This is a genomic window from Agrobacterium sp. D14, assembly GCF_001526505.1.
Lineage (GTDB): Bacteria > Pseudomonadota > Alphaproteobacteria > Rhizobiales > Rhizobiaceae > Agrobacterium > Agrobacterium leguminum.
Genome location: NZ_ASXX01000009.1, coordinates 89,469 through 110,825, shown reverse-complemented (window position 1 = coordinate 110,825; position 21,357 = coordinate 89,469). Strand labels below are relative to the sequence as shown.

Sequence of the window (21,357 nt, the reverse complement as noted above, 5' to 3'; positions counted from 1 at the left end):
GGCGTCAGCAGATCGCTGGCGCCGCCGCCTGCCCATAAGCACGCTATGAAGGTTGTCCCGCCCTTGAAAAGATTTCTCCTCGTTTTTCTGCTTATCGTTATTGTTGCCGCAGGCTGTCTGACCTGGTTCGTCAATCGCACGCCGTCGTCACCGTTCGATGGCGCCCCCTCACTTGCCGAGAGGCCCCCGGAACTGCTGGCCCGAGGTGAAATGGTCGCCCGCCAGGCCGATTGTGTCGCCTGCCACAGCACCCCCGAAAGTCGCCCCTTCGTCGGAGGGCTGGAAATGGGCACGCCACTCGGTTCGATTTTCGCGACCAACATTACGCCCGATCGTGAAACTGGCATCGGCAACTATTCGCTTGCCGATTTCGACCGGGCGGTCCGTCATGGCGTGACCCCGGATGGACGGCGTCTCTATCCAGCCATGCCGTATCCGTCCTACGTCAAGATGACCGATGATGACATCGAGGCGCTCTATGCCTTCTTCATGGATGGCGTAGAGCCTGTTCGCGAGCCCAACCAGCCAAGCGAGATTGAATGGCCCCTGAACATGCGATGGCCGTTGGCGCTTTGGAATGCAGTTTTCGTCAACGGTGGCGTTTATGCAAATAAGCCAGAACAGAACGAGCAATGGAACCGGGGCGCATATCTTGTTCAGGCAGCAGGTCATTGTGGCGCTTGCCATACGCCGCGCGGCGTTTCCATGAACGAGAAAGGAATGGATGAAACCAGTCCGAGCTTCCTTTCGGGCTCTTTGCTCGATGGCTGGTACGCCCCGAGCCTTCGACAAGATCACAATACAGGTCTTGGTCGATGGAGCGAGGAGGATATTTATCAGTTCCTCAAAAACGGACGCAATCAGCATGCCGTCGTGTTCGGTTCAATGACTGAAGCGTTTAATAATTCCCTCCAGTTCATGACTGACGATGACCTGCGGGCAATCGCTTTTTATCTCAAGTCCCTTCCGGGCGATCCGTCCCGTGATGGTCGGCCCTGGCAGTATGTTCAAATGCCTCTTGATCGCAGCCGGCCCGGCGCGCAGACCTTCGCTGCAAAATGTAGTTTTTGCCATGGCCCAGACGGCCGTGGGCAAAACCAGTGGATTCCTCCGCTCGCCGGCGCAGCCTCTTCGCTGACGACCGAAAACGCTTCGCAGATCAATGTGACACTGAACGGGTCTGGCCGTGTCGTTGCAAACGGCATTCCCGACGCCTATCGGATGCCGCCCTACCGGGCTCAGCTTTCCGACAAGGAGATCGCCGATGTACTTTCCTATGTGCGCTCGGCGTGGGGCAATCACGGTGGGGCAGTTACTGCCGAGGAGGTCAACGCTCTGCGAGAGCATACCGATCCCGCAAGCAGTAGTCCCATCGTGCTGCAGATGCGGTAGTCGATACATAAAGCACATTGGACCGAAGATGTCTGTCGAATGGCCGTTAGTCGGAGAGCTTGGCAGAGGATCCGGCTGACAAGGGCCTATTCTTCAAAAGTTGATTTGGTGACAGGCCAGGAGGGGCGAATTCCTGTCCTCTTCCCGGCTCGAGCACGGAGGTGTGCTGTCGGGGCAATGCATTGAAGCGCGGTCATCTGCAGTTGCTGAAGCGCTCACGTCATTCCCGCGAGCATTTTGGAGGTTGTTGGCTGAAAAGATCGAGACATTCCGGTCTCCATTGTGGCCTTTCCCCTGTTGGCCGGCTGAATAGTCAGCATATTTGCGAGAAACTAGATGAAAAACGTCCATTGAAGCGATTTCCCAGCAGTATAGCTGGCGCATTCGAATCAAAATAACGTCCAGATTATATTACAATTAGACAAATTCGGCTTCAGTTCCTTGGGTGGCTGGCATTACCGTTTGAGTGGGGACATAAACTCGCTCAGCCCCGTGCCCATAAAACTCCAAAGGGGAAATGATGAAAAACATATCAATCGCGATAGCGTTGTCGGCGGCCATATTTGCTTATGCATCTCAGGCCCAGGCCGATTGCGGCACAGTGACCATTGCCAATATGAACTGGCAATCCGCAGAATTGTTGGCAAGCGTCGATAGCGCCATTTTGACCGCAGGATTCGGCTGTAAAGTCGAACTCATTTCGGGCGATACGGTGCCATCGATCACGTCAATGGCAGAAAAGGGGCAACCGGATATTGCCCCCGAAGGATGGGTTAACAACGTACCGGAGACCATGAAACGTGGTTTAGAAGAAAAGACACTTGTTGTCGTCTCGGAACCACTCTCTGAAGGTGGCGTTCAAGGGTTATGGATTCCAAAGTATTTTGCCGACAGTCATCCCAACATCAGGACAATCGAGGACGTATTGGCGCATCCGGAATTGTTTCCCGCACCTGAGGACAGCACAAAGGGAGGGATCGTCACGGCGCCCCAAGGTTGGGGTGCGGCCATTATTGTGGCCCAGCTTTTCAAGGCTTATGGTGCCGACAAGGCAGGGTTTGTGATGGTCGATCCCGGTTCTGCTGCCGGTTTGGATGGATCGCTGGCAAAGGCTTACGAACGAAAGGAGCCGTGGGTTGGATACTACTGGTCTCCAACTTCACTGCTCGGAAAATACGAGATGGTGAAACTGGCGCATGGCGTCGGTTATGACGAAGCCGAGTGGAAACGTTGTACAACAGTCGTGGACTGTTCCGATCCAGAACCCAATGATTGGCCGAAGGACAGGGTTGAGACAATTGTAACACAAGGGTTTGTAGCCCGTGCGGGCTATGCTCTCGATTATCTAAAGAAACGCACTTGGTCGAATGCCGTGGTCAGCCAGTTGTCGGCATGGATGACAGAAAATCAGGCAAGTGGGCAAGACGGGGCGAAACACTTCCTTCAGACCTATCCGGAAGTCTGGACGACATGGGTATCCCCGGAGGTCGCCGAAAAAGTGAAAGCGGCGCTTTGATACCGTGGAGGCGCTGGCGCAACGCGCCTCCATATCGCCAATTATGGCTTGTTGCCATCTGGACGAAGCGACCGAATGCGGCCGAGAGTGTAAGACGATATAGGCTTTGCCTCAGATGTCCGTTATTCTTCGGCCGTGCAGCCGGCCTGTAGCAGGCTTTCCTGGAGGATGCCATCCGTTCCTGCGTCAATGCAGCTTTCTTTTTCCCAGGGTCGATAAGCGGTGCCTGTAGGTTGACGCAATGTTCTCATCCGATGCGCTCACTGCCTCTGGCGCCAATATCGACGCCAAAAACCTTCGTCATTCGGCAGGGCCGTCGGCTGAATGCGTGAGCTGTACAACCCAATTCACGAACGAATGAATTGCCTGCTTCTTTTCCCTGTTATCCGGGATCACGAGAAAGAACGCTTCCTTTGGAAAAAATGCTTCTCCGCCGAGGGTGACGAGGCGACCGTCGCGAACGAAGTCGCCCGTGTTCGATTCCCATCCAAGCATAACCCCCTGTCCCGAAAGCGCCGCCTGGGTCGCCTGCACGTAGTTGCTGAAATAACGGCCCGTCGTGCGGTTTTTTGGCAGGGCGTTCAATTCAAAATAGTCATCCCATGTCAGCCAAGTCTTTTCATCGCTCACGACATGAAGGAGCACAGCTTTGGAGAGGCCACCTTCAGCGCCTATCCGATCTGCAAGGCCTGGGCTGCAAACGGGCGTGACCTTTTCATCGAACAGCTTGACGGCTCGACCGTCCCGCCACGCGCCTGCGCCGTAGCGAATGACAAGATCCACGCCGGACAAAAATTGCGGGGCCCCAGCAGTCGTCATCACGTTAACTGCGATGTCGGAGTGGTTCTGGTAGAAGGCCGCGAGCCTGGGCATGAGCCAATATGTGGCCGTACCCACGCTACAGGCGATGGTCACCGACTTGTCCTCGGTATTGCGTAGCGATCGAACCTGTTCGATCGCCTCCATAATGCGTCCGAGCCCTTCAGAAACGCCTGCCTCCAGAACGCGCCCGGCGGCAGTTAATCGTGCCGGGCGTGTGCTTCGGTCAAAGAGTCGGATTCCAACATGGTCCTCCAGAGCCTTCAGGGCCTGGCTGACAGCCGGTTGAGTCACATTCAGATCAGCGGCGGCCCTTTGAATACTCCCCGAGCGCAATACGGCCTCAAACACCGTCAATAGCCGGAGCGGTGGCAGCGGACGCTCAGCCATAACATAACTTTGTAATTATAATAATAGTAGCGTTTTCCATATTCTAAACGGCCGTATCCCCACTTATCGTAAGAAAATCAAATGCTCCCGATAGGAACTCTGAGAGCGTAGCATAAGCTGCAAAAGGGGACAATTATGGTAATGACACAGTCACATTTCACCGGCGTCAATATCAAGGAAAATGGCGTTGAGGTTGCCCTGGACGACAATGCTCCGAGCTACTTCAACTACTATTGGCTGCGGGATAATTGCCCAACCTCGTTTGACAGCCAGACAAGGGAGCGGGTTTTTGACATTTTCCATGTCGAGGGGGCGCCCGCACCCGCGGCGATCGAGCGGAAACATGACGCATTGGAGATCGTCTGGAAAGGGGATGGTCACAAAAGTCGCTACACTTTTGATTTCCTCGCCCAGTATAGCGAGGGCGCCCGTCGCCCTGATCCAGCCGATCGTCCTCGCCGGGCCTGGTATTCTGATCATTACCCTGCGATAGCACGTTTTTCGCAGCCCGATCTCATGGCGGACAAACAGAAGGTGGCGGCATGGCTGGAGGCCATGATCGTCGAGGGCGTTGCCGTTATTACCGATATGCCGGACAGCGATCAGGCGTTGACCGATCTTGTGCGCCTCATGGGGCACGTTCGGCCGACCTTCTTCGGCGAATTCTTCGACGTGAAGACTCACATCAAGCCAACCAATCTCGCTTATACGGCTAAAGCGCTCGAGCTTCACACCGATACTCCGGCTGAAGAGGTGGCGCCTGGCGTGCAATTTCTCCATTGCCGGGCAAACAGCGTCGAAGGCGGCCAAAACCTCTTCCTTGATGGAGTCGCCGTCGCCAATGATCTACGGGAGGAGTTTCCGGACGACTTCAAGCTCTTGTCGGAAACGGAGATTCCCTACTATTGCGAACATGACCACTATGATGTTCGCTCGCGCCAGCGGGTGATCGAGCTCGACGAGCACGGTGAAGTATCGGGCGTGACGATTAGTCAGCACATGGCCGACATCTTTGACCTGCCGCAAAGGTTTCTGGACAGATATTATCCAGCCTTTTGCCGCTTCGGCCAGATGCTGCAGTCAGACAAATACCTGATGCGGTTCCGGCTCGCGGCGACCGAGTGCATTGTCTTTGACAACCACCGCATAGTGCATGGCCGCGCGGCCTATTCCGCCACAAGCGGGGACCGTCATCTGAGGGGTTGCTACGCGGACCGTGGCGAAATGCGTTCCACCTACCGTGCGTTGACGACAGAAGGACGGTTCAAATGAGTGCTGAATCGACAGGCGATCTTTCCGACGATGAGTTGGCGAAGCTCAGGATTGATCTCGCGGCCGCCTTTCGTCTTGCCGCCGATTTCGGTTGGCATGAGTCTGTCGGGAATCATTTCAGCGCCGCGGTTTCCGCAAATGGCAAGAGGTTTCTGATGAACCCGAAGTGGAGACACTTCGGATCAATCAAAGCGAGCGATCTTCTGCTGCTTGACGCCGACGATCCGGAGGTCATGACCGGCCCCAATGCGCCGGACTTGTCGGCCTGGACGGTGCACGGCACAATTCACCGCCAGCGCCCATCGGTACGCGTGCTGCTGCACTGCCATCCGCCTTATTCAACGGCATTGTCGACACTCCAGGACCCGTCAATGAAGCCGCTGGATAATAACACGGCGCGCTTCTTTGGGGAGGTCAGCGTTGATCTTGGATTCGGCGGTATAGCCGATGACGAGGAGGAGGGTAGCCGGCTTGCCCGGTGTCTCGGCAATCACAAGACGCTCATGATGGGCAATCACGGCGTAACCTGTACGGGGGAAAGTGTCGCGGAAGCCTTCGAAGATCTTTATTTCTTCGAGCGAGCCGCGCAGACGCTCATCCTCGCCTATTCGACCGGCCAGCCTCTCAACGTGCTTTCAGACGAGATTGCACAAAAGACTGCCGAAGGCTGGCATGCCTACCGGGGAATGGCGCAGGCTCATTTCGACTACCTCAAATCCAGACTCGATTGCGCCGATCCTTCCTATAGGAACTGAACCATGACGCACCTTTTCGACACAGGTTGGCCAGACGAAATAGCGATGCATCAAGCACCCGAGCGCTCTCTCTGTGGCGGCGACTGCAGGTCTTGTCAGCACTCAATGTCCTGTACGGACTGGCAGGCGCTCGTTCATGTGGAGCATCGGGAACCTGGAGAACATGAGCAGCATCTTCGGCCAAAAACAGGGTTGTCGACGGCTTAAGTTCCGCGGTTTCGAGCCGAGATTGTGCGGCAAGCAGCTCAGGATGCGTGACGTGATTGGCGGGATGGGCGCGCTGGCGACCTGAACGGCCAGTCGAGATCGTTCAAGAAATTGGCTTTGACGATTGCCGAAAGCCAAGGGATAGATGTGCGATGATGGCTTGGCCAGCCGTATTGGCCCCAGTCTGCCGCCTTCATAGCGCATGAGACGCACCGATAACCACCTCGGTCGGCGAACACCGCCGCCACAATAGCATGAGGCAGGGCCGTTTAGGGCGCGTCTGTGCAGAATGGGGTGACCTTGTTGGCATAACCTTATGTAATAGGGGTGCTTTCCATGAAGCCGGTAAGCCTTCGTCCTAAGCTCGACATTTGTTATTTTGTTTTCATGTTCGAGGGACCACTTTGATGCAAAGTAGGCAACGTATAATCCAGAATCTCCGATCTGCTGGGCTAAGGCCAACCGAACAGCGCATCAAGCTGGCGGGGCTTCTCTTCGCGAATGGAGACAGGCATGTAACCGCCGAACAGCTGCATGCGGAAGCTGTTTCAGAGGGCTTCATGCTCTCCGTTGCCACCGTATACAACACTCTGCACCAGTTTACAGACGCTGGTCTCATTCGTGTTCTGGCTGTGGAGGGGATGGCGAAATGGTTTGATACGAATACCGCTGATCATTGCCACTTCTTTGTCGAGGGGCGCGGCGAGATACTCGATTTCACAGGCAATCAGGTTGAGATCAAGAATCTGCCCGATCCTCCCGACGGTTTAGAAATAGCAAATATCGACGTTGTGGTTCGTCTCCGGCCCGTTCGGTTTGGAGAGCGCTCGCAGTAACCCCCACATCAATAATCTATCCTTTAGCAGCGTGCCCACCCTGGGAGACGGCAGGAAGCTTGGTCGCCAACGTGTCGATAGCCAGCCGCAGGCGCTTCGGCAGGTGTTCCATATCGGGCCAAACCGCGAAGGTGTCTATTCCGGTAGAAGGATAGCTGCTGAGCAGAGCGATAAGGCGTCCGTCGGCGAGGTAATCGCGGACAAGCCAGTCCGGCAGCCAGGCGATACCCATTCCGGCAACGGCTGCATCGGCGATAGCCTGCACATTGTCGAATCTGAGGCGCCCATGCACCGGACAGTCCTTGAGCCTCCCGTCGCAATCGCGCACTTGCCAGGCGAAAAGCTGGTTGTTGCGCCAATAGACCAACGCCTCATGCGAAGCCAGCGCGGCGATATCATGAGGTACCTCGCGATCCGCGAAGTAGCCCGGAGAAGCGCAGATGATCTTTTTTTGACTGAGAAGTTTACGCATCCGAAGCCCGCTGCCTTGCGCGACTGGGCCGTTGCGTATGGCGAGGTCGTAACCTTCACCAATCACGTCGACGACGAGATCGCTGAAGCGAAGATCAAGATCGAGCTTCGGGTGCTCCCTCGCCATCTCCATGAGAACAGGGGCGACGCAATAGCGCCCAAACAGCGATGGCATTGAAACGCGCAGGAGTCCCGCCACTTCGGTGCGACCGGACTCCAGAAACGCCTTGCCGGCATGCAGTTCATCCAGCGCGCGCTGACAGCGCTTATAATAAGCATGTCCGTCTTCGGTCAAAGTCAGCACGCGCGTTGTGCGATGAAACAACCGGACGCCCAGTCTCGCTTCCAGCCTGGCCACTGTCTTGCCGACAGCCGAACGTGAAAGACCCAATCGCTCGGCCGCACGAGCGAACCCGCCAGCCTCGGCTGTCTCTACGAACACCGTCAGTCCTTCGAACCTGTCTCTCATCACGCCTTCGTTGTAAGGTTCTCATTGTAGAATTTTACGCGCAGTATTTGAGAACAAAAGTCGCGCGACGACCATATAATTCTACAGTAAAAGACAAATCGCGCAAGCGACCGTGGTGAAACCGTTTCATGGTCCGTGCGCAAGTCATCGCCGCCGCGCCGCGGTGAATCTTTTACCAAGCCGCCCTGTCAGGGCGCAGCGGGACGATATGACATGCTGATTTCGATCGTATACCACAGTGGCTACGGCCATACCGCCAAAGTCGCTCAACTCGTCGCCGAAGGCGCCGGCCGCGTCGCAGGCGCCGAAGCGAAGCTGATCCCGGTCGTCGAAGGCGACATTCCCTGGGATGCGCTGGAAGCAAGCGACGCGATCATTTTCGGGTCGCCGACTTATAATGGTCTTATCAGCGCGAAGTTTAAGCAGTTCATGGAGGCCTCGACCAAGACCGCATGGTTTGAGCAGAAGTGGAACAACAAGGTTGCTGCCGGCTTTACAAATTCCGGTGCCCAGCACGGCGACAAACTCAACTCGCTGGTCGCATTGTCGCTGTTCGCTGCGCAGCACGGCATGATCTGGGTTGGCCTTGATCTCATGCCCGGCAATAGCGACAGCAAAGGCAGTGTCGAAGACCTCAATCGCCACGGCAGTTGGCTTGGCGTCATGACCCAGTCCAACAACGATCAGAGCGCTGACGAAACGCCAAACACCAGTGACCTGCAGACAGCGGCCTATCTCGGTGAGCGTGTGGCAAAAGTCACGAAGCGATTCCTCGCCGGAGCCCAATAGGGTGGAAGCGGTCGGTTACGGTGCTTCTTCAGCACCCGGAGGCCATAACCAGCTACCCTGTCGTTCCGGGCCGCGAGATATCGGGCGGCTAGGGGACGCCACCTGGTAACGCCTTTTCAGGAGCGATGTGAAGTACCGCTTCGTCATTGGTCTGGCGACGCTGAAAAAATGAAGCCTGCAACGGCGATGGAAAGGGCACTGATGAAAACTTTTGGTTATGCCGCACAGAGCGTCGGCGCGGACCTCGCTCCGTACTCCTTCGAGCGACGAACGCTGAGGCCTGAAGACGTTGCGATGGAGATCCTCTACTGCGGCGTTTGCCACAGTGATCTCCACCAGACGCGGAACGACTGGGGCGGTGCGAGCTATCCGATGGTTCCAGGGCACGAGATCGTCGGCAGGGTCACCGCCATTGGAGAGGCGGTTGTCAAATACAAAGTGGGCGATCATGTCGCCGTCGGCTGCTTCGTCGACAGTTGCCTGCACTGCGATCAATGCCGGAAGGGCAATGAGGTATTTTGCCGAGAGGTCGCCACGCAGACCTACAACACGCCGGATCGCATTACCGGTGCAAACACGCTCGGAGGATATTCCAAGCACCTTGTCGTTCGCGAAGAGTTCGTTCTGCGTATTCCCGACGGCATGGATGTTTCGCGGGCGGCCCCGCTTCTTTGCGCTGGGATCACCACCTATGCGCCGCTTCGGACATGGAACGTCGGACCCGGTAGCCGCGTCGGCGTTGTCGGCCTCGGCGGGTTGGGGCATATGGCAGTAAAGCTGGGGGGCGCTCTCGGCGCGGACGTGACAGTCATCAGCCGGTCCGAGGCGAAGAAGGCCGATGCGCTCGCGCTTGGTGCGAGCAGGCTGCTGGTGTCGGCTGATGATCGGGCGATGGCGAACGCGGCGGCCACCTTCGACCTCATCATCGACACGGTTCCGGCCAAGCACGACATCAACCCCTATATCGCCCTGCTCGATATTGACGGCACACTCGACATTGTCGGCCAACTCGGCCCGGTCCCGGAGCTGTTCACCGTGCCGATGGTCATGGGCCGCAGGCGGCTCGCCGGCTCGCCGGTTGGCGGTATCGCCCAGACCCAGGAAATGTTGGACTTCTGCGGCAAAAAGGGAATTCTGCCGGACGTTGAGATCATTCGCATGGATGCGATTAACGAGGCGTTCAAACGGATGGAGAGGTCGGACGTCCGCTACCGTTTCGTCATCGACATGGCGACGCTGTCGGCCTGAAGGCTTGCGCGTTGATCGTATCACGCATCTAGCCTTTTACATTGGCTGGCCCATCGCGCTGTCGGCTGCCAATGTCGCTGCTCGATATTTTGAAGTTGAGGTGACATAGCCAATCGTCAAGTTGCAGTGTCGCCAAACGAAACCGCAATACATTAATCTATCACGATGGCGACGAGCGAGCAGGGGCGAGCTTCGAGCGCCGGCGCATTGAATGGCTCAATCAGGTGTAGGCGAGTAGCCGTCCGGCGAAGATCATGCCCGTCCACGCGATCAGTGACACTCCTGCTCCGATGCGGGCGGCGATCGGGGTCACGACAGCATTGGTCCACTCATCGACGCGGCGGTAGATGCCGTAGTGGAACACCGGGATATTGAGGCCTGCGAGGATCAGCAGACCGAACTTCCACGGTGCGGCCCCGGTGCTGGCGACCACGGTCGCCTGTGCACTGAGCAGTGCGATGCCGGTAATCACGGCGATAGTAAATCCGATGTGAGAGACTGGCAGCAGATAGCGCGCGGCTGTGGTTACCGACACGACGCGGTGTCCGGCTCCCAGCAATCGTAGGTCAAAAGTGAAAGCGGGACCGACTAGCAGGCCAATCCCAAGGATGTGAGTGGCTTCGAGCACGGGATATAAATATTCGGCATTCCGCACCGCCTCGCCGAGCAGAGAGTTTTGCAACAACATTAATAACGAATTCAGCAATCAAACCACTCCGTTCATTTCCGCCCAGCGTGGTGGCGCAAGTGGAAGAGCAAATTGCGGCTTCTGCCGGGTGAGCAACGGTGTTCGCATCCGTCGCGAAGCCTAGTCCTGCAGCGGCGCACGCACCGGGAGCGTATTGCCAAGCACCTGGTTCACCGGCACTGCGTCGTGCCCGTACCAGAACACAACTGGACGAAACAGACCATCATCTGTCCGATTGATGTAACCGACCGCCTGGAAACGCTCCCCGATCTTTAGTGCACGACCCAAACCCCATCTACCTGACCAGGCCGGTGGCGCGATGACGATCTCCAACTCCTTGTGGGGACCCTTGTAGGAAAGAGCTGCATTGACCCGGGTGCTGTCCTCAGGATCCTGCAACTGCTCTGGAATTGCCAACCTGGGAGTGCGGGCGGGCAGATTTCTGTCCAGGGTTACATCGAAAAGCGAATGCGGGTTACCCCATACGCCAGCCGAAGAGACGGTTCCCGCGATGTAGATCAGGCGATCGGTCAGGAAACCGGGCCAGCCGTGGTGTGCAAGCGCCGGAGAGGCCGGAAAGAGCGAGACCAGCGGTGCCGTCGCCAGTACGGTAGCACCTAGGATCACACGCCGGCGACCGAGGGATACAACTTCAGTCCCATGGATGCATTTCTTGCCGGTATCCGCCATGCTTTCTTCTCCCGCTTTCATCGGTCATGCCACGGAACCGTTAACTGCGCCGCGCCACATGCTCCATCTTCATGGATAAGAGTTATCACGGTGCGGTGCATCGCATTACCAGGGCTTGATTGCATGCGCCTATGAGCGCAAATCATGAATACGCGTTCGATAGCGTTCTTGGGAATGTTCACCAACTGCAAATTCCCGGATCGTAGATGCAACGGTAGTTGGGGCCGGTTATGGTAGGCAATTCGACATTCGTCGGCCATCTCCACGGTCTTGATCTGCTCTGCGCGATGGGTGACCCGTATTGAAAGTTGATGATCCCGAGTATCGCGGAAAGCTTACGCGGAGAGGAAGGAGCGCCAGTCAGGCAGAACGATCATACCTGCCGATCCAGCAGGGATCGCTCTTCTTCGATACCGTGCTTCCCTTCGGTTGCAGTCGGCTGTGGCATCTGTGGCCCTAACCGATCGTCAGCCGGGAAACCGATACATGGTCCTTGCAAACAGTGACTACCTTTCAGATGCGGTAGCGGCGCCGACAGACTGGCGAGAGTGGTGTTCCCATCCTCCTCGCGCCAGCAGCCGGCAATCTTCTTCCGTCAGGCTACTCCTGGATAAGATCGAAGTTGTTGCCGTCCGGATCAGCCATGGTCGTGAAGCGGATTTGCGGCAGCTCGTATTTCTGCACGATTGTTGCGCCGAGCGCGACAAGGCGCTCTGTCTCCTTGTCGAGGTCCGGTGTCTTGAAATCCGGATGTACTCGGTTCCGCTGCATCGTCGCCCGTTCGGTTTTGAAGAATTGCATTGGGAGGAGAGCAGGCGGCGTTGCCAACGTGACGAGCACACCATGGTCGGCGTCAATTGCGACGCCGAGGGCTTCGGACCACCACGCTGCGAGGGCTTGCGGATTGGTCGTGTCGATGGTGAGAGCATGTGTCTTCATGATTTTCTTCCTTTGGAGAGGTAATGGGGCGATCGCACGCGAAATGCGCAGAACCTTGCCGCATCAGGCGCGCTATCGATGATCATGCCGCCATCGGGCGTCAGGCTGTATCCGGTGATGAACTGCGAATCCTTGCTGGCCAGAAACAGAACGACCGGTGCAATGTCCTCATCCGGCGAGCCGTAGCGCGCGAGCGCATTGGCAGGCGGAGGAGCATTCGCGGCCTCTGCTCCCCACGTATCGGCAACCGGCAGCACATTGTTCACGGTAATTCGGTCAGGACCCCATTCCCGGGCCGCCGTGCGGGTGAGGGCGCGAACCGCTTCCTTGGCCATGCTATAGGGGCCATAACCCGCCAGACCGACGACGCCCGCCATTGAACCGAAGTTGATGACGCGTCCGGCTCCGCTCGACTTCAGGTAGGGATAAGCGGCCTGCATCGTGCGCAGATAGGCGATCGGTCCCATCTCGAAGTTGCGCTGCAACTGGTCGACGGGCAGTTCGGCGATCGGCGATGAAACGGCCGATGGATCAAAGGCATTGTTCACGAGAATATCAATTCGGCCATAACGCGCGGCGACTCTCGCGATGGCTGCCCTGACCTGATCGGCGTCGCTAACGTCGCAGCGCACGCCCAGCGCGGCGCCATCAGAGGCCTCGATTTCCGAGACAACGGAATCGATGTTCCGCTCTGTGAGAGACACGACTGCGACTTTTGCGCCCTCGGCGGCAAACAGCTTGGCGGTGGCGCGGCCGATACCTCGACCGGCGCCGGTGACGATGGCGACTTTTCCATCAAGACGACCCATGTTCATCTCCAATTCTGAGTTGCTGGTTAGGGTTTCAGAAACCCAGGGCCTGGACTGAAAGCGAAGGTGTACCGCGAGCGGCATTCTGGGTAAGAAAGGAGGCGATCACAAGCACGAGTCCGACGCCTGCCGGTATCGCGCCGCCGGGCTTGCGTACGCCAAGATGCGCCATACCTGACAGCAATAAGTGGTAAAATATCCCCGCGTAGGCGAGATCGCTCAGGCTCACGCTGACGCGCGCGAGGATCGCCAGCGGGCCGAGAGCCTTTACAGCGATCATGAAGGGGATGAGATGCGGCGCGGTGTAACCGAGTTCGGCCTGAGCTTGTCGTACGAAATCCCTTTTTATGAGGTACATGATCGCCGAGGAAAAATAGAGCAGCGACAACAATGCCGTGCTGATCCAGTAGATGTAGGTCATAGCCATGCTGAGTTCCTTGTCGCTGCGTAGCGAGCAACGTGTTCAGGTTGAAGTCTTTTTTGCCCGGCCGCTTTTTATCCCAGCGCCCTGATGCATAGAAACAAAATGTCGTCTAAGATCGATACTCGCAAGTAGGATGAATTATTATAGGTTAGTATGGAAAAGCAGACTAATGACGCGGAATCACCCAGCATGCAGGATGAAATGCGTCGCGCCTTCGCGATGCTTTCGGGTAAATGGAAGCTGGAAATCATGTGGCTGCTCAATGAGCGGGTCTACCGCTTCGGTGAACTGCGAAAGGCCATACCAGGCATCACCCAGCATATGTTGACTGTCCAGTTACGTGAGCTTGAAAAGGACGGCCTGGTCAGCCGGACCATCTTTGCGGAGGTTCCGCCCCGGGTCGAATACGCAATCACCGGGAAGGCTCGGGGCCTCGGTCCAACCATGGAGGCATTGACGGCATGGTGGAATGAGTACGGCAGGAGTCTGCCGGCGAAAACTGCAACGCGCGGACGGAAAAAGAGCGAGCGAACACCTGTGAAGTGAAGCCGTACTCGGTCGATTGGAGGACTCCGCTTATGCTTGGTTCACTTCTCCCATCCTTCATCACCAGTACTTGGCCGCTCGAGCCCAACTTCGGTCAGATGTTGCGACGGCTGACCGCGACATAGAGGCGGGTCACGCAAACGATCGTCGGATTGGTACGCAGCAGGCCCTTCATGCTATCGAGATAGGCGGCCAGCGTCGGAGCGCCGGGCATAATCTGCCAGTGCCCGTGGAAGCCGAGCGAGCGCATGGGGTGTTCGACTTAGCGATCTCTCGTGCCCATGATCGGTGGCGAGCGTGGCCTGTCGACCCACTGGCTGCCGAAGCGGGCAAGGCCGCCGAGAATTGTCCGCCGACAGGCTTGCATGCCATGGCCGCGTCTGCTCCACGGTAACATCGAGGCGCGTACGGTCCAGTGGCACGATCACGAAACAGCCGAGATGATTGCAGTGCCAAGCGCGATCACGTTCACAACGGCCGTATCTCTTTCCATAGCGCGCCGGCCGATGCCGTCTATGCCACCAATATTCAGGTCGCCGACCTCAATATGCTCAATGCAGCCTTAGCTGTCATGAAGTGGAAGAAACTGCGCGGCTTCTACCGCGACCTGGAGAATGAACATCGCAGCACGTATACCACGGATGGCAACATGCTGCTCAAGCCCATAGCTGTTGCTGCGGGTGTGGCGAAGAGGTCGTCACACCGTTCACTCCGACTGACTGGCGCATGGACTTCGACGGATAAACCATTTCGCTCAGCCCTTCCGTGGGTAGCTGGACGTTGCGGTGCCGCTCGCACTACATCATAAGGCGCGGTAAGGTCATCGAAGCCGGGACGTGGAGCGATGAACAGATCGAGGCAGAACGTCGTCGTGACCGTGGCGCGAAGCAGAGATACTGTGGCTAGGTCAATGCCGCGCCACTTGCCACCTTTTCCGCGCCGCCCAAAGTGCTGGAAAAGAGGAAGGGCTTCATCGATCGCTTCAAGGACTGGCTCGGCCTTTGAGCGGCTTGATGCAGAGTGCATATTCAACGCAGCCGCAACATCACGCATCGCCGGTGCGGCTGTCCACTTGCTGCTGGATATGTTGGAGGCGGAAATAATTTCCGCTTTGCGCCGTCATTTCGGCCATTGGCTCTATCCGTCACAAGCCCCGTACGCTGTCGTTCAGAGAGCGCTGCGCCCAATGAGTTTGGTGCTGAGACGATTGTGAGGGGAAGACCACATGGCCTCCAAAACTATCGATCGCACGATAGTATCCATGAACCGCAAGCATTAGGTTTACTTCCCCAATGCATCCAGCTTGAAGAACTGAGTATAAGAATCCTCGAAGTCATCCTCTGCCTGGTAGGCGGGGGGCTTGCCTTCAAAGTGAAGAAGGGTCAGCTCGAAGTCATACTTGTCGGAGCGCATGCACATCTCGACGGTCGGCTCTGGAAACCAGACGCCAGCCTTCTGCTGTACGCCTTCCAACGATTCCTTGCTGGGGGCTTTGCGAACAGCAAGAGATGCCGCAGGCATTTCGAACAGATCACTCTTTGTCCGAAGGAATCGCCCCGATCTGAGCGCCGCTTCGCTAGACTTCGCCCACAGAGCGAACCCGTCGACGGATGCGATAACCATTGCCCTTGCCGTCGTGTATTCCAGCCATCGCAGTGTTGCCGCAGTCAGGGACACCCCGTAGCGGTCAGCGGTGGCACCCAGACTATCTAGTCCAGCAAGCCGGTCTGATGGAATCTGGCGTCTGTAGTCATCAAGCGGCATCAGGAGGTTGGCAGCAAACTCGTTCGCTTCCTTCTCGATATCTCTGCCCGCACCGTGTTCGACTGCTTCCTTCGTGCAGTAGAACCCGCCGTCAAAATCCGGATCGTCATCGACCAGGTTGCGATGAAGGACGAAGTGGCCGAGTTCATGAGCGATGGTGTAGGCCCTGCGACCTGCGCTCTGCTTCCGATCGTACATGATGGCCCAGCGCCGGGGCTTCGTCTCGCCTGGCACCAGGGCTCCTTCGCAGCCGGGCAGGTCCTCGGCAACGACCCGCTCGATATAGCTGTCCGGCTCCACCTGCTTCGTGTACTCAAGCGCAAGCTCGCTCATGTTTACAGGCCCCTTGTCGAACCTGTCATTTCCGAAAACGGTGTTCAGCATCAGGGAGATATCGTTGGCAGCTCTCCGGGGTGACTTGATCATTCGCCGTTCTTTCCTCCAAGGAGCTTCGCCATCGCGCGGATCTTCTGGCGGGTGTCATCCGGCATCTGGCTGTATTCTCGAAAGAAGGCCTTATCCTCGGCGTCGGCCAGGGTGACCTCCTCGCGTCCGATCAGATAGTCGGTCGTGACCCCCAGCACGGCAGCAATGTCGGCGAGCTTTTCCGCGCTAGGACGCGGTGGATCCTTGTTCTCCAGCTCCCAGATATAGCTCTTCGAAGAGCCTGTTGCTGACGCTAGCTGATCGAGCGTCAAGCCTTTGGCTGTGCGTAGCTCTTTGATTCTCTTGCCGAAAGTAGGTTGTGACATGACGGAGCCGTTCGCTAGTTATCTTTGTTCGGTGTAGAAGTACAATATGGCTCTTGACTCTGGAAGGCAACCTCCCCATCTTGAGTTCGGAGTAGCGATAATTTGACTTAAATTATAGCGAACAAGAGGGGAGCCAGCATGCGTGAGAACATCGTGAAGTCGAAGAAACTTTCAGAGGAAATCGAGCATGAACATGATTGCATTTACTGGGATTGATCCGTTCCTTGATCCGGTCGACCGGATCCTCGCGCAGATCGCGTTCAATATCCAGCTTCCGCCTTCTCTCCACGCGAAGGCGGTCAGCCGCTACGAAGCCGTCCGTCGCCACCTGGAGGCGACCACCTTCTTTGCCGACGGGATCGAGCATTTCTATCCGCAGGGCTCGATGGCGATCGACGCCACCATCTCGACCCGCGGCTCCGACGACGAATACGACATTGACATCATCGCCCAGATCGCGGTGAGATACCGTCATTTCGGTCCGCTCGGCGTTCTGAAGGCCCTCGAAGCCGCCTTGAGCAACTATCCGGTCGAGAAGGTGATCCGCCAGACCCGCTGTGTCACTCTTGTCTACGGCGACAGGATGCACCTCGACGTCAGCGCGGCCTTCCGGGAGCAGGGTACGCCTGAAAGGCACAGCCAGATCATGCACGCGAAAGGGCCGAACCGCAGCTCCGACGACTGCGAAGTTCCGAGCAATGCGTACGGTTTCGCGGAGCACTACAAGGCCTGCACTCCCGTCGAGACTGCCGTCTCGGAAGCTTTCCGCCGTAGGTGGAACGACTACGACCGTCTTCGCGCAGACGCCGAAGTCGACGATGTGCCAGATCAGGCCCCCTTTGTCGTGAAGAACATGGCGACGCTCGCCCTTCAACTTGTGAAGCGCTACCGGAACATCACCTATGACCGCAAGCACCACGCTGGCCGGATGGCACCTTCGGTCCTTCTCGCGCACTATGCGGCGCGCTCCGCCAGGCCAGGCAGAACGTTGAGTGACGCACTCGTCTCACTCTGCAATCTGCTGATCATCGACATTCGCCGGGCTTCATCGCTCGGGCGCACCCTGACTGTCGTGAATCCTACCTGGGATCAGGACGAGTTCACCGACCGCTGGCCGGAATCCATCGATCAGCAGAATGAGTTCGCCGACGATCTCGCCAATCTGGTCGCTGCGGTCAACCGTCTTAGCTCCGGTAACATGGACCCTGTCGACATTCCTGCGGAACTTCGCCAGCTCTTCGGCGACTACGTGGTGAACGAAGCCATCAGGAAGATCGCCCAGGAGACGGGTGGTGCCGTGAAGCAGTCAAGCCAGAGCTACACGAGGAAGGGCGGAATCCTTGTTCCCTCTGCGGCAGTCGCTGCGCCCGCGCTTGTCGTCCCGAAGGCTGTTGCCGCGCCCGTCGCGGCGAGCCGCCACGATTTCTTCGGGGATGCTGTTTGATGGCGTTCCTTCCGCTGACCATCGAGGAGCAGATCGCCGCCATGCGCGCGGCCTGGCCCTCGTTTGCCCATCGCACTGTCGGCAAGGACACAGTGCTCTGGCAGGGCACGCTAAAGCCGCTAACCCGGTCCTATGATATCGAGATCGCGTATAGCACTGACATGGTCGTTTCCGGGCCGGAAGTGAGGGTGAGGACCCCGCGGCTGACACGCCTTCCAGGCAATCCTGAAGGATCGCTTCCCCATGTCTATAACCGTGACCGCGATCCCGTGCTCTGTCTTTTCGATCCGGCGCGAGAGCAGTGGAGCGGCTGGCTTTTCATATCTGAGACCATCGTGCCTTGGACGATTGATTGGCTCGCCTGCTACGAATTCTGGCTCATGACCGGGGTTTGGGAGGGCGGCGGTCGCCATCCCCCCTCTACGGGACAGCGCATCAATGTGGAGAACCACCCATGAACTACATTCCTCCGCGGCGCTCCGACGGCACGCTCGAGCAGACCCGCGTCAAGCAGCCCTGGCCCAAGGATCGGCCGTTCCGAATCCTTTCGCTGGACGGCGGCGGCATCCGCGGTCTTTTTGGCGCCGCCTATCTCGCCGAGATCGAGCGGAAGTACCTCGGCGGCGAATCCATCGCGAAGCATTTCGACATGGTGGCAGGGACATCGACGGGTGGTATTATCGCACTGGGCCTCGCCACTGGGAAGTCGGCGGCCGAAATCTCGAAGATCTACACCGAGAGGGGGGAGTTCATCTTTCCGGAGCCGAAGTTCGGGATAGGCCTCTGGCACTGGCTGAAGTCGTTATTTCGTCCCAAGCATCGCAGCGCGAGTCTGCGGGACGAGCTGCTCCGTGTCTTCGGGCACGAGGTGCTGGACTCGGCGACTTGCCGCGCCGTTATTCCCTGTTTCGAGGGAAAGTATGGCGAGCCCTTCATCTACAAAACTCCGCACCATCCGGACTACAGGAAGGACCGCCACAAGGCGCTCGTTGACATCGCGCTTCACACCGCTGCGGCGCCGTCGTACCTTTCGGCGGTCGACAACCACGGATACCAAATGCTCGACGGTGGTATCTGGGCGAACAACCCTATCATGAACGCCCTGGTGGACGTTCTCGCCTGCTACGATGTTCCGCGGGAGAACATCCGTATCCTGTCGGTGGGTACGGGAGAGGAGACTGTAACGCTGGCCAAACGTCATCTTGAGGGTGGCAAAATCGCATGGGGGGTGTCCTCTACGGTTCCGCTTCTCTTTCGGCTAGCCTCCCGCGCCCAGAGCAGGAACGCGCTCGGACAAGCCTACCTGCTCGTCGGCAAGCCCAACGTTCTCCGGGTCGATCTGGACGAGCGTGAGGAGCACATGGGCCTCGACGACGTGCGGCGCGCCAAGAAGGAATTGCCGAACATGGCAAGGAGCCAGGCGGAGGCTAACGGGCTGCTCATTAGGCAGATGTTCCTTGAATCGCCTGCCGAACCCTATCTGCGCTGCCCGATCCAATAGTTATGAATCAAGACGTGAAGTACAAGCTTTGTCTCTTGTGCAAAGGTATCCGGCTGTTCTTGACTTGTTCTGGGCGTGGTTTCCAACTGATGTTGAGGTGTACGGAGCAACGCAATGAGCAATTTGGAGTTACGCGAGTTTCATTCTTTCCTTGAAGGATTGATCGAGGAATCTTCCCAAGAGCAGCGCTTCTCAATCGATAGGATCGTCGGCACGATCCTATCCAGCCATCCCCAGCGGCTCGAGAAAATCCAGACCCAGGTCATTGCCCTGGGCTTGCGCGCACTTGTCAGAAACAATTGCCGGGCAAAGGTAAGCTCGATGAACAATGGGCCGGATATGTTCGGCCACTATCACGTCGGGAAGCGCGTTGCGGTGCCTTACAAGGATGATAAAGGCAAGCTGCGCTGGGACAGGAAGCGGCGTACCGAACTTTCCTTTGATGATCTGGATGAGATTATCGCTCGGTGGGACGACCACCCTCCGCAGCGATCTCGTGACCGGCAGGAATTCGAAGATATTTCGAGGCGGGCGGCACCCTATCGCGGCCAGGCGCTGACGATAGGCCAGGCACTGGAGATGGCGAAGCGAGATGGCAGATAGGCGTACGTCGCACGTGTTCGGGTGTTGGCGGGGTCACTGAAAGTCGATGCGGTGCAAGCGATTGCGGATCCTGATACGTTGCACCGGTAGCTGCATACGGCCTCCTCCTGCGATTGAAACTGTTGGAGGATTCGGCGGCTGCCTCGTTTCAGAGAAACATATACAAGATGCAGCAATCATCTTGATTCGGACGAAAAAACTTGGGCAAAAGGCAGGATCTCCTGCAGGCACCTCAAGACGAGAAGGGTGGCGGCGGAGCGGTTCGAGTATTATGCAGCCTGGGGCCTGACCCGCAAAAGGAGGCGGCTTTAGCCTTATGTCCAGACTTTCTGAGCGGCGCTATGATCGAGTTCCAAGCAGTCCCACTTATCTGCTCCAGTCCACCGAATTAACCGCTCGCAGTTATCTAGAGTCCGCGCGCCGGCAGAAATGGCAATGAACTTCAAAGCTTCCTAGGTGTTGCCAATTTTAAGAACACCTTAAACCCCTGCTTGTACACTGTTGGGGTTTTAAATGGGTAGAACACATGTTTGACGCGCGGCTTATTGCCAACGAAATACTTCACCGAGCATGGGCGGAGCAGTTGGAGGTCACGCAGATAGACATACAAAAAATCATATATTTTTTGCACGGTCATCATCTCCTGGAACATCACCAGCCCCTCATCAAATCCGAATTCGAGGCTTGGGATTTTGGGCCGGTACAGCGGTCTGTATATGATGCTTTCAAGTGGTTCGGAGACCAGCCGATTACGGAACTGGCGCAAAAGTTGGATCCGGTGAAACGCGTAACCTCACCATTTCCAAAGTTAGTAGACAATGCGGCTGTAGCGACCATAGAGCGGCATCTTTATAAGTATTTGGAAATTCCCAGCTTTGCCCTTGTGGATATCACCCATCAACCTGGTACTCCCTGGTCGCGGACTATAGAGGCAGCGAAATCCCATGTTAACGTTGGGATGCGAATCAAAAATGATCTGATTTACTCTTATTTTGAGGGTCTACAGGCCGCTTAGAGGTGTTCATTGGGGATA

At 57.2% G+C, this 21,357-nt stretch carries 23 protein-coding genes and 2 pseudogenes; 15 read left to right on the top strand and 10 right to left on the bottom strand.

Annotated elements, in window-relative coordinates; translation table 11 throughout:
• The first annotated feature begins 63 nt into the window (after positions 1 to 63).
• Both L901_RS08030 and L901_RS08025 read left to right on the top strand, forming a co-directional pair.
• Positions 64 to 1,392 carry a cytochrome c gene (locus L901_RS08030; RefSeq protein WP_197419703.1) on the top strand — a complete coding sequence of 443 codons (1,329 nt, stop codon included), beginning with the start codon at positions 64 to 66 and terminating at the stop codon, positions 1,390 to 1,392.
• Positions 1,393 to 1,912: 520 nt separating this feature from the next.
• Entirely contained in the window at positions 1,913 to 2,908 is a 996-nt protein-coding gene (locus L901_RS08025) for an ABC transporter substrate-binding protein (RefSeq protein ID WP_059755305.1), read from the top strand.
• A 300-nt stretch (positions 2,909 to 3,208) separates the two neighbouring features.
• On the opposite strand, the gene L901_RS08020 is transcribed toward L901_RS08025, so the two are convergent.
• Complete coding sequence (locus L901_RS08020) at positions 3,209 to 4,117, bottom strand: LysR substrate-binding domain-containing protein (protein ID WP_059755301.1); 909 nt, start codon at positions 4,115 to 4,117, stop codon at positions 3,209 to 3,211.
• Between the two features lie 135 nt (positions 4,118 to 4,252).
• Here L901_RS08020 and L901_RS08015 point away from each other — a divergent pair, with 135 nt between their 5' ends.
• From L901_RS08015 to irrA, 4 genes are all read left to right on the top strand, one after another.
• Positions 4,253 to 5,389, top strand: coding sequence for a TauD/TfdA family dioxygenase (locus L901_RS08015; protein ID WP_245289615.1), 1,137 nt, complete (start codon positions 4,253 to 4,255; stop codon positions 5,387 to 5,389).
• On the top strand, positions 5,386 to 6,144 hold the full coding sequence (locus tag L901_RS08010; RefSeq protein WP_059755299.1) for a class II aldolase/adducin family protein: 759 nt from the start codon (positions 5,386 to 5,388) through the stop codon (positions 6,142 to 6,144). The genes L901_RS08015 and L901_RS08010 overlap by 4 nt, the downstream gene beginning before the upstream one ends.
• 163 nt (positions 6,145 to 6,307) lie before the next feature.
• Positions 6,308 to 6,436: a hypothetical protein gene (locus tag L901_RS27830; RefSeq protein ID WP_256381344.1), complete on the top strand. Its 129-nt coding sequence runs from the start codon at positions 6,308 to 6,310 to the stop codon at positions 6,434 to 6,436.
• A 322-nt stretch (positions 6,437 to 6,758) separates the two neighbouring features.
• The gene (irrA, locus tag L901_RS08005) at positions 6,759 to 7,187 is read left to right on the top strand and encodes an iron response transcriptional regulator IrrA (RefSeq protein WP_059755297.1); all 429 of its coding nucleotides are present in this window, start codon (positions 6,759 to 6,761) and stop codon (positions 7,185 to 7,187) included.
• A gap of 16 nt (positions 7,188 to 7,203) precedes the next feature.
• Here the strand turns inward: irrA and L901_RS08000 are convergent, their stop codons facing one another.
• Positions 7,204 to 8,127 (bottom strand): LysR family transcriptional regulator, encoded by a 924-nt coding sequence (locus tag L901_RS08000; protein WP_059755294.1) that lies wholly within the window; start codon positions 8,125 to 8,127, stop codon positions 7,204 to 7,206.
• A 213-nt stretch (positions 8,128 to 8,340) separates the two neighbouring features.
• On the opposite strand from L901_RS08000, the gene L901_RS07995 reads away from it, so the two are divergent.
• Both L901_RS07995 and L901_RS07990 read left to right on the top strand, forming a co-directional pair.
• Positions 8,341 to 8,916: a flavodoxin family protein gene (locus tag L901_RS07995; protein ID WP_059755290.1), complete on the top strand. Its 576-nt coding sequence runs from the start codon at positions 8,341 to 8,343 to the stop codon at positions 8,914 to 8,916.
• A 201-nt stretch (positions 8,917 to 9,117) separates the two neighbouring features.
• The gene (locus L901_RS07990) at positions 9,118 to 10,164 is read left to right on the top strand and encodes an NAD(P)-dependent alcohol dehydrogenase (RefSeq protein WP_059755452.1); all 1,047 of its coding nucleotides are present in this window, start codon (positions 9,118 to 9,120) and stop codon (positions 10,162 to 10,164) included.
• 220 nt (positions 10,165 to 10,384) lie between these two features.
• Here the strand turns inward: L901_RS07990 and L901_RS07985 are convergent, their stop codons facing one another.
• From L901_RS07985 to L901_RS07965, 5 genes and pseudogenes are all read right to left on the bottom strand, one after another.
• A complete protein-coding gene (locus L901_RS07985) occupies positions 10,385 to 10,870 on the bottom strand; it encodes a hypothetical protein (protein WP_245289614.1) in 486 nt (161 codons plus the stop codon).
• Positions 10,871 to 10,972: 102 nt separating this feature from the next.
• Positions 10,973 to 11,542, bottom strand: a complete 570-nt coding sequence (locus L901_RS07980; RefSeq protein ID WP_120356890.1) for a hypothetical protein — start codon at positions 11,540 to 11,542, stop codon at positions 10,973 to 10,975.
• Positions 11,543 to 12,142: 600 nt separating this feature from the next.
• Positions 12,143 to 12,481, bottom strand: coding sequence for a VOC family protein (locus L901_RS07975; RefSeq protein ID WP_059755287.1), 339 nt, complete (start codon positions 12,479 to 12,481; stop codon positions 12,143 to 12,145).
• Positions 12,482 to 12,549: 68 nt separating this feature from the next.
• Positions 12,550 to 13,290, bottom strand: a pseudogene (locus tag L901_RS07970) (SDR family NAD(P)-dependent oxidoreductase); the annotation flags it as partial.
• A 34-nt stretch (positions 13,291 to 13,324) separates the two neighbouring features.
• Positions 13,325 to 13,717, bottom strand: a complete 393-nt coding sequence (locus L901_RS07965; RefSeq protein ID WP_059755285.1) for a DoxX family protein — start codon at positions 13,715 to 13,717, stop codon at positions 13,325 to 13,327.
• A 150-nt stretch (positions 13,718 to 13,867) separates the two neighbouring features.
• Here L901_RS07965 and L901_RS07960 point away from each other — a divergent pair, with 150 nt between their 5' ends.
• Positions 13,868 to 14,260 (top strand): helix-turn-helix domain-containing protein, encoded by a 393-nt coding sequence (locus L901_RS07960; RefSeq protein ID WP_059755283.1) that lies wholly within the window; start codon positions 13,868 to 13,870, stop codon positions 14,258 to 14,260.
• 94 nt (positions 14,261 to 14,354) lie between these two features.
• Here the strand turns inward: L901_RS07960 and L901_RS26950 are convergent, their stop codons facing one another.
• On the bottom strand, positions 14,355 to 14,510 hold the full coding sequence (locus L901_RS26950) for a hypothetical protein (protein ID WP_156430046.1): 156 nt from the start codon (positions 14,508 to 14,510) through the stop codon (positions 14,355 to 14,357).
• A 470-nt stretch (positions 14,511 to 14,980) separates the two neighbouring features.
• Between L901_RS26950 and L901_RS27660 the strand changes: the two are divergent.
• Positions 14,981 to 15,166: pseudogene (locus L901_RS27660) on the top strand (DUF6527 family protein); the annotation flags it as partial.
• Positions 15,167 to 15,541: 375 nt separating this feature from the next.
• Here L901_RS27660 and L901_RS07955 read toward each other — a convergent pair.
• Positions 15,542 to 16,450: an ImmA/IrrE family metallo-endopeptidase gene (locus L901_RS07955; RefSeq protein WP_059755281.1), complete on the bottom strand. Its 909-nt coding sequence runs from the start codon at positions 16,448 to 16,450 to the stop codon at positions 15,542 to 15,544.
• Positions 16,447 to 16,776 carry a helix-turn-helix domain-containing protein gene (locus L901_RS07950; RefSeq protein ID WP_059755280.1) on the bottom strand — a complete coding sequence of 110 codons (330 nt, stop codon included), beginning with the start codon at positions 16,774 to 16,776 and terminating at the stop codon, positions 16,447 to 16,449. Before L901_RS07950 ends, L901_RS07955 begins: the two co-directional genes overlap by 4 nt.
• Before the next feature lie 187 nt (positions 16,777 to 16,963).
• Between L901_RS07950 and L901_RS27365 the strand changes: the two genes are divergently transcribed.
• From L901_RS27365 to L901_RS07925, 5 genes are all read left to right on the top strand, one after another.
• Positions 16,964 to 18,220: a nucleotidyltransferase gene (locus tag L901_RS27365; protein ID WP_059755278.1), complete on the top strand. Its 1,257-nt coding sequence runs from the start codon at positions 16,964 to 16,966 to the stop codon at positions 18,218 to 18,220.
• Positions 18,220 to 18,678: a hypothetical protein gene (locus tag L901_RS07940; protein WP_059755276.1), complete on the top strand. Its 459-nt coding sequence runs from the start codon at positions 18,220 to 18,222 to the stop codon at positions 18,676 to 18,678. Before L901_RS27365 ends, L901_RS07940 begins: the two co-directional genes overlap by 1 nt.
• A complete protein-coding gene (locus tag L901_RS07935) occupies positions 18,675 to 19,721 on the top strand; it encodes a CBASS cGAMP-activated phospholipase (RefSeq protein ID WP_059755274.1) in 1,047 nt (348 codons plus the stop codon). The genes L901_RS07940 and L901_RS07935 overlap by 4 nt, the downstream gene beginning before the upstream one ends.
• A gap of 114 nt (positions 19,722 to 19,835) precedes the next feature.
• The gene (locus L901_RS07930) at positions 19,836 to 20,324 is read left to right on the top strand and encodes a hypothetical protein (RefSeq protein ID WP_059755271.1); all 489 of its coding nucleotides are present in this window, start codon (positions 19,836 to 19,838) and stop codon (positions 20,322 to 20,324) included.
• 526 nt (positions 20,325 to 20,850) lie between these two features.
• Complete coding sequence (locus L901_RS07925) at positions 20,851 to 21,339, top strand: Panacea domain-containing protein (RefSeq protein WP_059755268.1); 489 nt, start codon at positions 20,851 to 20,853, stop codon at positions 21,337 to 21,339.
• The last annotated feature ends 18 nt before the right edge of the window (positions 21,340 to 21,357 follow it).

Coding starts and splice junctions, on each gene's coding strand:
- L901_RS08015 (WP_245289615.1), top strand. CDS start 4,253: ATGGTAATGACACAGTCACATTTCACCGGCGTCAATATCAAGGAAAAT.
- L901_RS27365 (WP_059755278.1), top strand. CDS start 16,964: ATGAACATGATTGCATTTACTGGGATTGATCCGTTCCTTGATCCGGTC.
- L901_RS07975 (WP_059755287.1), bottom strand. CDS start 12,481: ATGAAGACACATGCTCTCACCATCGACACGACCAATCCGCAAGCCCTC.
- L901_RS08025 (WP_059755305.1), top strand. CDS start 1,913: ATGAAAAACATATCAATCGCGATAGCGTTGTCGGCGGCCATATTTGCT.
- L901_RS07980 (WP_120356890.1), bottom strand. CDS start 11,542: ATGGCGGATACCGGCAAGAAATGCATCCATGGGACTGAAGTTGTATCC.
- L901_RS07990 (WP_059755452.1), top strand. CDS start 9,118: ATGAAAACTTTTGGTTATGCCGCACAGAGCGTCGGCGCGGACCTCGCT.
- L901_RS08020 (WP_059755301.1), bottom strand. CDS start 4,117: ATGGCTGAGCGTCCGCTGCCACCGCTCCGGCTATTGACGGTGTTTGAG.
- L901_RS27830 (WP_256381344.1), top strand. CDS start 6,308: ATGAGCAGCATCTTCGGCCAAAAACAGGGTTGTCGACGGCTTAAGTTC.
- L901_RS08010 (WP_059755299.1), top strand. CDS start 5,386: ATGAGTGCTGAATCGACAGGCGATCTTTCCGACGATGAGTTGGCGAAG.
- L901_RS08000 (WP_059755294.1), bottom strand. CDS start 8,127: ATGAGAGACAGGTTCGAAGGACTGACGGTGTTCGTAGAGACAGCCGAG.
- L901_RS07965 (WP_059755285.1), bottom strand. CDS start 13,717: ATGGCTATGACCTACATCTACTGGATCAGCACGGCATTGTTGTCGCTG.
- irrA (WP_059755297.1), top strand. CDS start 6,759: ATGCAAAGTAGGCAACGTATAATCCAGAATCTCCGATCTGCTGGGCTA.
- L901_RS26950 (WP_156430046.1), bottom strand. CDS start 14,510: ATGCGCTCGCTCGGCTTCCACGGGCACTGGCAGATTATGCCCGGCGCT.
- L901_RS07960 (WP_059755283.1), top strand. CDS start 13,868: ATGGAAAAGCAGACTAATGACGCGGAATCACCCAGCATGCAGGATGAA.
- L901_RS07935 (WP_059755274.1), top strand. CDS start 18,675: ATGAACTACATTCCTCCGCGGCGCTCCGACGGCACGCTCGAGCAGACC.
- L901_RS07940 (WP_059755276.1), top strand. CDS start 18,220: ATGGCGTTCCTTCCGCTGACCATCGAGGAGCAGATCGCCGCCATGCGC.
- L901_RS07930 (WP_059755271.1), top strand. CDS start 19,836: ATGAGCAATTTGGAGTTACGCGAGTTTCATTCTTTCCTTGAAGGATTG.
- L901_RS07995 (WP_059755290.1), top strand. CDS start 8,341: ATGCTGATTTCGATCGTATACCACAGTGGCTACGGCCATACCGCCAAA.
- L901_RS07955 (WP_059755281.1), bottom strand. CDS start 16,450: ATGATCAAGTCACCCCGGAGAGCTGCCAACGATATCTCCCTGATGCTG.
- L901_RS07925 (WP_059755268.1), top strand. CDS start 20,851: ATGTTTGACGCGCGGCTTATTGCCAACGAAATACTTCACCGAGCATGG.
- L901_RS07950 (WP_059755280.1), bottom strand. CDS start 16,776: ATGTCACAACCTACTTTCGGCAAGAGAATCAAAGAGCTACGCACAGCC.